Origin of the sequence: uncultured Traorella sp., from assembly GCF_944327115.1 — a bacterium.
Classification (GTDB): domain Bacteria; phylum Bacillota_I; class Bacilli_A; order Erysipelotrichales; family Erysipelotrichaceae; genus Traorella.
This window is the reverse complement of record NZ_CALVGS010000102.1, coordinates 1-13,139: the sequence shown is the minus strand read 5'-3', so window position 1 is coordinate 13,139 and position 13,139 is coordinate 1. Positions and strand designations below refer to the sequence as shown.

The following is a 13,139-nucleotide window of genomic DNA, read 5'->3' as shown; positions in this document are numbered from 1 at the left end:
CAGCTTCTTCAAGATTAGCTTTTAAAATGTACATAATTTCGTACTTTTTCATTGAGTACACCTCCTTATGGTCTTTTGGCCCAAGAGTAGTTGAGCAAGGAGCAAATACGAAAAGTATCTACTCGCCCATTAAGTATAAACAAAATATCCCTAAAAATCAAGGTTTTTTTTCAATTTCAAAGCTGGCGGATCAACTATATCTAAAAAAGAATAGCATATGATTATACTATTCTTTAAAAAATAATTAGTCGACATCTTCACCATTGGATTTTAATACCTTCTGGTACCAATAATAAGATTTTTTAGGCACTCTTTTTTGTGTTCCATTTCCATGGTTATCTCTATCGGTATAAATAAATCCATATCTTTTTGCCATTTTACATGATGAGCAACTCACAATATCAATCGGACTCCATGCGTACAATCCTCTTAAATCCACACCATCTTCCAAAGCTTCTTTGATTTCTTTAATCGTTGTTCGATAGTAATCAATACGATAAGAATCGTCAACTACAAGATTTTCATCTGGCGTTTCAATTCTTCCTAAACCATGCTCTGTAATATATATTGGACATTGATAACGATCATATATCATATTTAATTGTGCTCTTAGACCCCTAGGATCAATCGACCAGCCCCATTCGCTTACTTCACTATTTGGATTAGGAATTGATTTTCTTCCATTTGAGAAAGATTCATTACTGCAAACACTTGAAGAATAACACGAGAAACTAAAGAAATCAGCAGTATTTTCTTTTAAAACTTTTAACTCTTCTTCAGATGGTTTGAAATCAAAACCTATTTCCTTATAATATCTATGAATATATCCAGGAATTGTTCCTCTTAATAACACATCAGAATAATAGAATTTCAACTGATTAAACCTTATAGTTGCCATCACATCATCAAAATCACAGGAAAGAGGAAAAGCAGGTCCACCCGCTAACATACAGCCAATTTGTACATCAGGATAATGTTCATGAGAATACTTTGTAATCTTAGCACATGAAACCATTTCATTGAAAACAGCTTGTGCTTGTGCCACTTCCATATTATCTACTTTATCACTTAGAATTCCTAAATGATTATAAGGTTCTTCTTTGATCATATTAATCTGATTAACAATGATCCACTTATTCACTTTATTATGATATCGATCTAATATCACTTGTCCAAAGCGATAAAAGAAATCAATTACCTCTTTAGAATACCAGCCGGTATAATTCGTTGTAAGTGCAATAGGCATTTCATAATGCGACATCGTAACAATTGGTTCCATACCATTTTCAATAATGCAGTCAAACAAATCGTCATAGAATTTTAATCCCTCTTCATTTGGTTGTGTATCATCCCCATTAGGAAAAATACGACTCCAACAAATTGAAGTTCTAAATGAATTTAAGCCTAGCCCATCTTTTCCTAACATTTTCACATCTTCAGGATAAGTATGATAAAAATTTATAGCTTCTCTTTTAGGAAAATATTTTGTAGTATTTTCAGAAAAAGCTTCTTCTAAATATTTAGTGGTGATAGGTTCAACATTGGCTCTTAGTTCTTTAGGCAAATCTCCACGATATTCATTCATATCTGCAACATTCGGACCCTTGCCTCCTTCATTCCACGCCCCCTCAATCTGACTAGCTGCAAATCCTGCTCCCCATAAGAATGTATCAGGAATTTTTTTAGACATATAATTTCTCCTTTCCTTTATACTTTTGCATCATCTTTGTATAAAATAAATGTAGCAACAGCAGTAACAACAATACCAACTGCTACAGCAATCAAGGCATTAATAAATCCTTGTCCTGTTACAGGGTCAATAAAACTTGGTAACATAAACATACCCCAGCTAGCAGGCCACATATGAGCCGCAACTCTAAGTAAACCAGCTACTGCTCCGCCTGCGATATTGCCAATCACTAAAGCGGCTAAAGCACGTTTATTTTCCATTACAACACCAAATAAGGCAGGCTCTGAAATACCCGCTACAGCTGAGGATATACCAGCTGAAATTGCAACTGATTTCTGTTCAACAATTTTGGTTTTTAATCCAATAACAGCGCAAGCAACACCTACATTGATATTGAATATACAGTTTGAAATCAAATAGAACAGTTCTCCACCCGGTGTTGTAATTTCAGGAACCCAATAAGCCGAGAAGCAAAAGTGAATACCTGTTGTAATCAAGAATGGGAGAATACCACAGAACATTGCCACACCGACAAAACCAGTCAGATTATAAAGCCACATAACTCCTGTAGCTAAGTAATCACCAACAATAGATGCCAACGGTGCTAAAACAACATATGATAATGGAATCATCACTAAGAATGTTACTAATGGAGCAACTAAATTTTTTATAACTGCTGGTACTCTTTTTTTCAGAAAATCATATAAATAACATGTAGGAACTGTACATAGTATAGCAGGCAAAAATGTTGAACTATAAGCTTTAGGATATACTGAAATTCCCAAAAAATTCATTGCTACACCATTATTTACATTATCTATAAATACAGGCGCAACCAAGAACATTCCCACAACCATACCAATCGCTGGTTCTGAACCAATCTTTTTCGCAACACCGTAGCCTACAATGATTGGTAAGAAATAATATACAGCATCAGCAGCGTTAAATAACAGCTGATATGTAGGATTATCCGTTGATAAGCCAACAAAAGTAAGTAATAACAATATTACTTTCACCATACCGGCACCAATCATTAAGAATAATGATGGCTGTAAAGCATAGGCGATGATTTCAATAATAAAATAGAAATTAAATTTATTTTTCTTTTTAGGTGTATCAATTAATTCTTCATCTAAGCTCTCATCTACTTTAGCTTGTTTTTCTAAACCTGCTTTATCACAAATAGTGTCATATACTTCAGGAACATGTTGCCCAATAATAATCTGTAATTGATCACCTGTCCAGCGACATCCAATGACTCCCTCAATTCCTTTGATGGTTTCCTCATCAATCATTCCTTTATCTTTTAATGAAACTCTAAGTCTAGTAGTACAATGAGTAAAGAACGAAATATTGTCCTTACCACCCAATGCTGATAAAATATCATCCGCTAAAATATCATATTTTTGACTCATGTTTATCTCCTTTCACTCTATATTTCACACAGTATCTGGCCAGTCATACTGATTGAAACCTACTTCATCGAACACAATCGATTAATATGTAGTATTAAATATAAGCTTTCTTCTTTAGACAATTCATAATTTCTTGTTTTTTTAAAATATTTACTTATTTCATTGGCACACTCATAAGATTTAGGATAAGTCTTTATTAGGCTGTTGTATAATTTTAAATTATCACTGCTAATTTCCTTTTTTTCATTTTCCCTTTTAAACAAATAGTACATATGAGTAACAAATCGTGAATAACTAAAAGTTTTCTTATTGATTTTTATTTTGAATGTTTCTTCTATAATGCTTACAACTTGATCAATCGTTTTCTCATTCATCAAATCGTTTTTATGCAAATTATATTCAGAATTTATGATATTTAATGCGATACATGCTGCTTCTTCTTCTGGAAGTCTTACTCTGGCAACATTATAAATAACATCAAGTGCATACTTTCCAACTTCCATTTCTGCATCATATAAATGTTCTATATCATTAAATATAGATAAACTCATTTTGATATTTTTTCTATACCTTTCTATTGCGAAATCGATATGATCAGCAATATTAAATATCAAATTTGAATTAAGCTCGCAATTTAATTTCTCTATTGCATAATTAACTACAATATCTGCTATTTTTAAAGATTCTGAAGAAAGATCATTTAATAATGATATATACTGATTATCCAAATCATAAAATGTTCTCTCGATTTTATTCAATGGTATTTCACAAGGTACTTTTGAAAATCCAATACCCTTACCAAATACTATTACTTCTTTACCCTTAGAATCTATACATAATGCAACATTGTTATTTATATTTCTTATAACTTTCATACCTATTCCTTTTTTGTTATTTCAAATAATTCTTTTTTATTTTTCATTTCTCCGTAATTTTCAAAACTAAATTCATATTTATCTGAATTTGTTATTACTAACATAGTAGTCATATCAACATTTATTTCTTTCATGTATTCCCTGTTAACCATGATTAATTGATCACCAGGTCTTACGATATCCCCCTCATTAACAAACACCTTCAAGCCTCGTCCGTTTAGTTCTACCGTGTCCAACCCAACATGAACCAATATTTCTGCACCATTTTTCATTCTGATGCCCACTGCATGCTTCGTATGTGCAACCATGATAACCTCACCAAAGCATGGCGAATTGACAAACTCATCATCAAATCTGAAAGCAACGCCTTTACCGAGCATTTCCATTGAAAATACTCCATCATCAACTTCTTTTAATGGTAAACACTTTCCTTTAAAAGGAGCATAAATTATATTATTTTTCTTAAAATTAAATAATCCCATAAAAAAACCCTTTCTCAACAGACTAAATACATACGTATTAGGTCAAGCCTCGAAAGAGTAACAATCCTACTTACAAATATAGGATACCAAATAGATGTAAGCGTTGTCAATACCTTTTTTATTATTTTAACATTTTCAAAATGCGTAATTCGAAATACTTTTCACCTTATTTTCTAGACACAAATTGAATCTTTAGATCCATATCTAAACCATCAGCTAATCGTTGTAATGTCCTTATTGATAAATTACGATTTCCACTTTCAATCTTGCTTATATCTGCCTGTGTCATACCTGTCTTTTCCGCAAGTTGTTTTTGTGATAGCTTCTTTTTATTTCTTGCTTCAATCAAAGCAATCGCAAAAGAATACTCATTATCTAATTTATCATATTCTTCTTTAAAGTTATCGTCTTTCAGCCTTTCATTCAAATAATCATCAAACTTCCTTGTCATTAAATTCCCTCCCGTTGTAGAAAATCTTTTCGATAGTTCTTAGCCAATTTTAATTCTTTTTTTGGTATTCTATTTGTTTTCTTTATAAATCCATTTGTCATGATAATTCGTTTATTCAGATGAAAAAAATAAAATATTCTAAAAATATTACTTCCCATTACAACTCGAAGCTCAAATATACCATCTTTAATATACTTACAATGTGGTTCTCTAAGATCCGTACCAAACATTTCTAATAAAGTTATTTCTCTTGCCACTTTTGCTTCTTTCTTTGAATCAAGTGCATTTATAAATTCTTGTACAGGACATTTTCCATCTGTTTTTTCATAGAATTCAACAGTGAACAAATTCATTTCTTTCCACCTCCATTATATGGAATATATTCCATTTTGTCAAATTCATAGTTTGTTAACTGTAATAGTAATTTCAACCTTCCTTGCCTACTATTTATATATGCACTTCAACGTCAAATTTCCTAATCATTTTTATTATATTTACAATTTTTTTCAAATGAACAACGTTAACTTGCTCTTTGTATTTTTATTCGATTTAATTCGATTCGATTGCGACCGAATAAAAACTGAATCATAGTCCATAAAACAACTACTTCTTGTAAACCTTAATCCAGATTTCATTAATTGTTAACATTTTTAACAAGTTATCAAACGCAAATGCAACGCAAATTGCTTGCGTTGCATTTATAATGAAATATTCAAATGAAACATCTTATAAACTTTTTCCTACGAAATAAGCAATATTGACTGCATCGATCACTGAACCCACACGTTCACAGTCACCGACCATAACAGTATCTTTACATACGCCATACAATGACATCGCTTCTTCCTTTAAAGCTTTTCTTCCAGCTGCATTGATGATCGTATCAAATCCTATCTTTTCTTCTTTGCCATTGATCTCAACGATGACATGATCCTCTTCGATTTCTTTACAGCACGCCTGAGTAACTACATGCAAATTATCCTGCTTGTCCATGTGCTGTTTCAAGGCAATCCGGTACAACATATTTCCATTCAAGGCAATATCATCCGCCATCTCAACAATTATCACATCATGTCCCTCTAAAGATAATTCTAATCCTAATTCACAGCCAATGGAACCGCCACCGATGATCACTGCTTTATGACCTACTTTTGCTTTTGATTCGATGGCTGTCAATGAATCCATCATTTTTTCAGCTCCTTTGATATGTAAATTCGCAGAAGCAGATCCCACTGCAACAATCAAACGATCCGGCTTTAATATTTCCAGCATCTTTTTATCAGCTTTTGTATTCAAGCGGACATCTATCGATGATTTTTCTATCTGATGGGTCAAATATTTCTGATAAGCTCTCAGATCTTCTTTAAAAGGTCCTTCACTGGCCCACTTCAAAAGGCCTCCAAGATGATCTTCCTTTTCCAGTAAAGTTACATGATGACCCTGCTCGCTGGCAGACAGGGCAGCAACCATACCGCTGACACCGCCACCAACGACTACGACATGCTTCTTTGTTGTTTTGATCGGTTGTGTCAATGCCATACGATCCTCTCTTCTGAATCGCGGATTCACAGAACACTGTACATTCCAATGGTCAGTCGCTATATGATAACAATGCATACAGCGAATGCATGGAACGATATCCTCTTCATGACCATTCATGATCTTCTTTGGCCAATATGGATCAGCTATCAAAGAACGTCCAAACATACAGCAATCCGTATAGCCTTTTTCTATCAATTCATTGGCCTCTTCGGGATTCATCACAGCTCCAACCAGACATACCAGTAAATTTGTATTCTCTTTTACTTTTTTCGCAAATGCCGCATTATAATTATGAGGCTCGAAAATCGTAGGTACGGCATGTACATTGGCTGCATGATAAACATCCATGCCACAGCTGATATTTACCATATCCGCTAACCCTTCAATTTCTTTGATAAAATAAAGCATATCTTCTTCCGGATATGTTTCCGGTACCATTAATTGCCGAGATAAACGAACGATGATCGGATAATCCGGACCTACTACTTTACGAATGATTTCTAAAGCTTCTTTTGGGAAACGGCAGCGGTTTTCAAGACTTCCGCCATACTCATCTTCTCTTTGATTCCATACCGGTGATAAAAACTGTGATCCTAAAGAATCATGTCCAAAATGAAGTGTTACCGCATCAAACCCGATCTTTTTGCACTTGACACAGAATTGAGCTGTTTCCTCTGCTAATTCACGCATCTTTTCATGCGTAAAGGCCTTCATCTTTAAACCATCAAAACGAATGCCATCCATCGGCCCATATACATAACCTTCTTCATCCGGCACCATGGAAAAGAAGCCTACTTCACAAGCTACCTTGGCACCATCCTGCTTTGCGACATTGATCTGTTCCTTTGTTACATCCAATTCATATTTACTGAAAAGATCCACTCCCTCACCGGGAATATGTACCAATGCACTACCGCCCATTGAACGATCCCATGCACTTATTGCACCATAATTGGTGCTTGATATGATCTTATGTGAGGCAATGATTCCCATCGGTGCCGCAACGATACGATTACGCAGCATCATGCCATTGACCTTTAAGGGTAAAAACAACGCTTCAACTTTCATAAATAAACTCCTGTACTTAAAACTCCTAATACGACCAATACGACACAGATCACAAATTTCAAAAATCCGCCAATATGCAGCTTTTCAAAAAATGATCTCAGCCATGGCAGGCTGACAAGTACCACACCTAAAAAGCATAAAGCTGTCAGCCATGCCTTCTCAATCAGGAAAAGAAGGCACATAGCGGCAAATATACCCGGTATGATCCAGCCATACAGCTTTCGCATCTTACGACTGAATTCAAGATCGCCCAAATAGAATTTTTGATTCATTATAAAATTCTTCCCTGCTCATCGATCAGCTGAATATTGGTATAAGCGTTTTTAAGCTCAGGAAGAGTTGCGATATACTTTTTCAGGGCCGCTTTTGCTGCGGCATCACTTTCACCGTCATGCTTTACTTTTAATGTAAGGCCCTGCATTGAAACAACCTCAAAATGAATTCCTTCCCATTCCAGACCATTTAATTTTTCATGTAAGATCTTTGCTTTTGGACTTCCAATCTGTAACATATTTTCCTTCCTTTCTATAAAAGAAAGCAACAATGCTGACACTGCTGCTTTCCATTTTTATTTAAGCTTCAACGGCTTCATTTCCTTCTTCTTCAAGAGCCTGCTTATCAATCAATTTCACAAATGGGAACCAGATGGCCATATCGATCACAATGATCAAAACCTGTAAGATAGCTCCTTGTACCGGTGTAGATATACCTAATAAACCTTGGATGATACCTGGCATCGTCCAGCTTGGATTGACACCGTTTGGACGTCCGACAAGTCCGGACCACATAGCGAAATAAGCTACACAGGTATTCACGATGACACCACCCATATATGGGATGAACAGCATAGGGTTCAACATGATAGGAATACCGAACAACAATGGTTCACCGATATTAAAGATCTGTGGAACGATGGCAACTCTTGCCAATTGCTTGTATCTCTTTGATTTCGCAAAGAAGAATAATACGATGGCTAATCCTAAGGTAGCACCGATACCACCAATCTGAATTGAGTTCAACAATCCTGTACCATAGATATTCGGAAGTGCTTCACCGGCAGCTAAAGCTGCGGCATTTGCTTCATTGGCAGACATCTGCAATGCATCCATGAAAGGTACGACGCTTGAACCATGGATACCACAGAACATTGCCAGTGTCATTACTACTTCTGTAATGAGCAAGCCTCCAAAGCTTGTACCTAAGCCTTGCAATGGTGTCTGGATAAATGTATAAATCAACTGGTGAATCGAACCAAATTCTGTTGCGGCCATTGCCTGTCCGATCAAAGAGCATCCAAATACGATGATAAATGCCGGAATTAATACGGCGAATGTAGCTTCAATATAATGAGGTACCCCTGCAGGCATTTTGATCGTTACATTATGATCAGCACATAATTTCACAAAACGTACGACCAAGAAACTTACGATGAAAGCTGAGAACATACCTGCATGACCCAACCATGATGTTGGAATAGAAGTATATAATTCAGTCGGTGTCAGCAGTAAGAACGCTGCTACTGCCAATGGAATACATGCCAGTGGTTCATCCACATTCAATCTCTTTGCATAAAGATACGGCAATACTAATACGGTATAAAAAGCGATACAGCTGATTGTCCATGACTGGGCATTCATGAATACTGTTCCAATCATCGGATGTTCAGCAAGGAAAGGCTGCCATCCTCCTATATCCAAAAACGCAAACAGACAAGCAAAAGAACCAACAACCGTAATCGGAAGCAATACCTGCATTGCTTCTGCCAATGCCTGTAAGAAATTCATCTTGTGAACCCACTCAGCAAGCGGTTCTACAAAGGCTGAAATCTTATCCATTAATTTTTCCATAATTTCCTCCTTCAATAATGATTTACTTTTTTAAATGTTCGAGTACTGTCTTCAAGACTTTCTCACCATTCATCATTCCATAATCCACCGTATCCACGACCATGAATTCAATGCCTTTATCCGCATATTTTTCTTCGAAAGTCTTCTTCTTAAAACGTACCTGTGGCCCTAACAGTACAATATCAGCTCCGTCGATCAGCTCATCCAGCTTTGTATATGGATATGCATTGATCGTTGCCTCGACCCCTAATTTCTTAGCAGCTTCCTGCATACGCGTTGTCAACATCCCTGTACTTGCACCATGCTCACAAACCAAGATAATGTTATACACCTCTTTCACCTCCTTATTTATTGACGTGTCTTATAAACACGTATAAATCTTTCAGCCAGATCCCTTGTCAATTCTGCTGCACTTAAATGATTCGACGCATGAATCAGCATCATGGTAGCTGTTATGCATCCCGGATCCCTTGCTTCCTGGACCAAAAGACCTGTATGGATCTCATGTGCCTTTTGGATAGATTCATCACTGTGCTTCAAGCTTTCTTCAGCACCCTTGAAGTCCCCGGCCTCTGCATTTTCAATGGCTTCCATTGAGTAACTTTTCCCATCACCTGCATGAGCAATGATCTGACAGGCAACGTTATTGATTTCTTCTATCGTCATAGCTTCCACCTCTCATTTACACTTTCAGTTTACTCAAACAAAAATAACCTTTCAATCTCAGCTTTTGCCCTTTGACCATGCAAAAAACAAAAACAAATCTATAAGAGAATTGGGTAGAATTATAGTGGAGGAAATACTATGGCTAATTTGGATAAAAAGCTTCAAACAATCTCATATCTTAATAATCAAACCGATTGGACGACCACGACAACACTCGCCGATCATTTGGAAATTTCAGTACGAAGCGTCAAATACTGTATCTCAGAAATCAATAAAGAATACCCAAAATTGATTATTTCATCAAATAAAGGCTATAAGATCGATAAAGAACAAGCAAGCACCATCCTCAATGTTCATAGCAACTCAAACATTCCTCGTAACTATGAAGAGAGAAAGAGAATGATCATCATTTCTATTCTATTAGAAAAACAGCGTCCGACGATCAGCGAGCTTTCAGAACGCCTCTGTATCTCACCAGTCACGCTCCAAAATGAATTATCAAAGATCAGAACTGAAATCTCAAAATATCATCTGAATGTTCATACCCGCAATGATATCGTTTCAATTACAGGGTTATCTAAAGATAAAAGAAAGATCATCCTTGATTTGATCAATAGTGAAATTCAAAATTCATATCTCTCACTCGACCGTGTGCAGCTCATATTTACAACCGTAGACCTCACAAAAATCGAAAAACTGGTGACAGGAATCTTAACCGAAAATGAATATTTCCTTGATTCCTACTCCCTCTTCAATTATGTGTTGCACATCGCATTAACGATTGAACTGAGGGGAAACCGTCAGGATATGAAAGATGTCCGCACTCCTATTGAACAGGAAGCCTTAATGGAACTGGGTTCCCCTCATGTTCAGAAAATCGTCAACGAGATCTATTTGAAATTAAAGGAAATATACAATACTGATTATTCTTTGCTTGATATCTATCAAGCCAGCGTACTCATGATGACCCGAGTCGTTTCAAACAATGTCACATCGATTCGCTATAATCAGATTGAGTCGATCCTTGGCAAGGATATCAGCGATCTTATTGAAAAGATCGTTACTTCCGTTGATAATACATACTGTGTCAATCTTAGAAATGAAAACTTTCTTATACGATTTGCTTTTCATTTAAAAAATCTGTTAGTACGCCTTGAACATCACATCAGTATCAACAACCTTCAATTCAGCGGTATTAAAAATGATTATCCCTTGATTTATGCGATATCCGTACACATATCCAATGTAATTTATGAATGCAGCGGCTATGTGCTTCCGGAAGATGAGATTGCTTATATTGCCCTTCATGTAGGTGTGCTTATGGATGAAAACAAAGCCTTACATGATAAAGTAAATGCCATCATCATCTGTCCGAATTATTATTCACTTGGTCAAAAGATATCCAAAAAGCTTTCCGGCATTTATTCTGAGAATCTTTTAATCAGCAATGTCCTAACATCCATTCGCAGTGACACGGACCTTTGCGGTGTTGAATTGATCTTATCGACAGAACCCATCGACACATCTATTTCAATCCGGCATTATATCTTAAATCCTTTTGTGACAGAAACCGATATTCGTAATATTTTTACTATTATTGATGATATCAAGAACAATAAGATAAAAAATGTCATTCGTGATAAGATCATGTATTTCTTCCATGAAGATTTATTTTTCACGGATAAGAAATTTAAAAATGATGTTGATGCGATAGAAACGATGTGTGATGTCATGATCTCTCATCAGTATGTAGATGCCTCCTATAAGGATGAAATTTATGCTCATGAGAAAATATCTCCCAGCTCTTATGGCAATATCGCCATTCCTCATCCTTTAAACAACAAGGCGAAATCCAGCGTGATAGCCGTCAGCCTGAATCCTGAACCGATATCCTGGGGCATCAATCAGGTCAATCTGGTATTCATGCTTTCACTAAAAGAAGAGGACCGTGATTTATTTTCAGATATTTTTGAATTTATCACGCAAATATTAAAAGATGAACATATCTTTAAAAAAGTCATGAATATCAAGACCTTTGATGAATTTATCAATTCTTTGGTTTCATTTTATTAGAAAAGAGGATCATCATGAAAAAAATAACTGCATCTCCCATCAAACGACTGATCGCATATATCATCGACTGGTATCTAAGTGCTTTATGCATGTCCCTGTCAATCTGTCTTTTTGTCAGTATCTATCAGGGAAAGCTTACGATTGATACGACGATTTCAAAGCTTCCTTTTTCTTATGCCTTGACGTCACTCATTGTCGGTATTATACTTGTTTATATCTATTATGTCATGCCTCAATGGATCGCTCCTACATATAGGGGACAGTCTTTAGGGAAAAGGGTGATGCATATTCGTATCGTTCGCACAGATGGAAAAGATGTTCGTTCTTTAACGATATTTTTACGGACAGTCATAGGTATTATCTTGGTTGAAGAAACCTTCAATAATGCTTCATTTGTGTTACGCAGCGTCTTGGGAATGGTCATTGACAATCAGCTGGTTGTTTATCTCTATTATGCGTTTTGCATCGTATCACTGATTTCGATCATCATGCTTTTCAAAGATCCACTCGGACAAATGATCCATGATAAGATTGCAGGCACATTTGTTATTGATACAAAGGAGAAGTAGTATGGAAGTTACGATTCAGGCTAATGTTGAAGCGAAAGCTTATTTCGATTTTATTCTTTCAACCGTGCAGACAAGTCTGGAAGTAGCCGGAAGCAATGAGAAAATCAAAAAGGGCATTACCTTTGAAAAAAGTCTTAATACCGGCTTTATGAAAACAGAAATGTGCAAGGTCAAAGTTACGGATTATGTATATCCAAAAATCATCGAATTAGACTATGTATCTAAATCCGGTACGAATACGATCCGTTATGTCATCCTTCCTAAAGGAAAGGATGCCTGTGAAGTAACCTATCGGGAAACAAAATATGATGCCAATCATGTTGAAAAGAAGATAGGCGCATGGAGCGAAAAAGGCTATCGTAAAAAATTAGAAAAAAGAATGAATGCTGTTACCCAGTATTTGATCGAACAAAAAAACAAAAATGAAACAAACACAGCTGGACAATAGGCTGTGTTTTTAT

General features: G+C 35.9%; 16 protein-coding genes. 4 read left to right on the top strand and 12 right to left on the bottom strand.

The window, feature by feature from the left end:
- A partial coding sequence (locus Q0K35_RS09215; RefSeq protein WP_294562477.1) for a hypothetical protein occupies positions 1-221 on the top strand: 221 nt, incomplete at its 5' end.
- A 23-nt stretch (positions 222-244) separates the two neighbouring features.
- On the opposite strand, the gene Q0K35_RS09210 is transcribed toward Q0K35_RS09215, so the two are convergent.
- The 12 genes from Q0K35_RS09210 to Q0K35_RS09155 all read right to left on the bottom strand — a co-directional run bounded on the left by Q0K35_RS09210 (position 245) and on the right by Q0K35_RS09155 (position 10,036).
- On the bottom strand, positions 245-1,690 hold the full coding sequence (locus tag Q0K35_RS09210) for a glycoside hydrolase family 1 protein (RefSeq protein ID WP_294562476.1): 1,446 nt from the start codon (positions 1,688-1,690) through the stop codon (positions 245-247).
- Positions 1,691-1,707: 17 nt separating this feature from the next.
- Positions 1,708-3,105 carry a PTS transporter subunit EIIC gene (locus Q0K35_RS09205; protein ID WP_294562474.1) on the bottom strand — a complete coding sequence of 466 codons (1,398 nt, stop codon included), beginning with the start codon at positions 3,103-3,105 and terminating at the stop codon, positions 1,708-1,710.
- 59 nt (positions 3,106-3,164) lie between these two features.
- Positions 3,165-3,980 carry a PRD domain-containing protein gene (locus Q0K35_RS09200; RefSeq protein WP_294562473.1) on the bottom strand — a complete coding sequence of 272 codons (816 nt, stop codon included), beginning with the start codon at positions 3,978-3,980 and terminating at the stop codon, positions 3,165-3,167.
- 2 nt (positions 3,981-3,982) lie between these two features.
- On the bottom strand, positions 3,983-4,462 hold the full coding sequence (locus Q0K35_RS09195) for a glucose PTS transporter subunit IIA (RefSeq protein ID WP_294562471.1): 480 nt from the start codon (positions 4,460-4,462) through the stop codon (positions 3,983-3,985).
- 166 nt (positions 4,463-4,628) lie between these two features.
- Positions 4,629-4,913: a helix-turn-helix transcriptional regulator gene (locus Q0K35_RS09190; protein WP_294562470.1), complete on the bottom strand. Its 285-nt coding sequence runs from the start codon at positions 4,911-4,913 to the stop codon at positions 4,629-4,631.
- The gene (locus tag Q0K35_RS09185; RefSeq protein WP_294562468.1) at positions 4,913-5,266 is read right to left on the bottom strand and encodes a type II toxin-antitoxin system RelE/ParE family toxin; all 354 of its coding nucleotides are present in this window, start codon (positions 5,264-5,266) and stop codon (positions 4,913-4,915) included. The genes Q0K35_RS09190 and Q0K35_RS09185 overlap by 1 nt, the downstream gene beginning before the upstream one ends.
- A gap of 373 nt (positions 5,267-5,639) precedes the next feature.
- A complete protein-coding gene (locus tag Q0K35_RS09180) occupies positions 5,640-7,523 on the bottom strand; it encodes an FAD-dependent oxidoreductase (protein ID WP_294562467.1) in 1,884 nt (627 codons plus the stop codon).
- Positions 7,520-7,795 carry a hypothetical protein gene (locus Q0K35_RS09175; RefSeq protein ID WP_294562465.1) on the bottom strand — a complete coding sequence of 92 codons (276 nt, stop codon included), beginning with the start codon at positions 7,793-7,795 and terminating at the stop codon, positions 7,520-7,522. The genes Q0K35_RS09180 and Q0K35_RS09175 overlap by 4 nt, the downstream gene beginning before the upstream one ends.
- Positions 7,795-8,034, bottom strand: coding sequence for a hypothetical protein (locus Q0K35_RS09170; protein ID WP_294562464.1), 240 nt, complete (start codon positions 8,032-8,034; stop codon positions 7,795-7,797). Before Q0K35_RS09170 ends, Q0K35_RS09175 begins: the two co-directional genes overlap by 1 nt.
- A 61-nt stretch (positions 8,035-8,095) precedes the next feature.
- Entirely contained in the window at positions 8,096-9,370 is a 1,275-nt protein-coding gene (locus Q0K35_RS09165; protein WP_294562461.1) for a PTS transporter subunit EIIC, read from the bottom strand.
- Between the two features lie 22 nt (positions 9,371-9,392).
- The gene (locus Q0K35_RS09160; RefSeq protein WP_294562459.1) at positions 9,393-9,701 is read right to left on the bottom strand and encodes a PTS sugar transporter subunit IIB; all 309 of its coding nucleotides are present in this window, start codon (positions 9,699-9,701) and stop codon (positions 9,393-9,395) included.
- Between the two features lie 17 nt (positions 9,702-9,718).
- Positions 9,719-10,036 carry a PTS lactose/cellobiose transporter subunit IIA gene (locus tag Q0K35_RS09155; RefSeq protein ID WP_294562457.1) on the bottom strand — a complete coding sequence of 106 codons (318 nt, stop codon included), beginning with the start codon at positions 10,034-10,036 and terminating at the stop codon, positions 9,719-9,721.
- A 138-nt stretch (positions 10,037-10,174) separates the two neighbouring features.
- Between Q0K35_RS09155 and Q0K35_RS09150 the strand changes: the two genes are divergently transcribed.
- Genes Q0K35_RS09150 through Q0K35_RS09140 form a run of 3 tightly spaced genes read left to right on the top strand, consistent with a single transcriptional unit; the run spans position 10,175 to position 13,126 of the window.
- On the top strand, positions 10,175-12,109 hold the full coding sequence (locus Q0K35_RS09150; protein ID WP_294562456.1) for a PTS sugar transporter subunit IIA: 1,935 nt from the start codon (positions 10,175-10,177) through the stop codon (positions 12,107-12,109).
- A 14-nt stretch (positions 12,110-12,123) separates the two neighbouring features.
- Positions 12,124-12,678, top strand: a complete 555-nt coding sequence (locus tag Q0K35_RS09145) for an RDD family protein (RefSeq protein WP_294562455.1) — start codon at positions 12,124-12,126, stop codon at positions 12,676-12,678.
- A gap of 1 nt (position 12,679) precedes the next feature.
- Positions 12,680-13,126, top strand: a complete 447-nt coding sequence (locus tag Q0K35_RS09140; RefSeq protein ID WP_294562453.1) for a DUF3284 domain-containing protein — start codon at positions 12,680-12,682, stop codon at positions 13,124-13,126.
- Positions 13,127-13,139 lie beyond the last annotated feature (13 nt).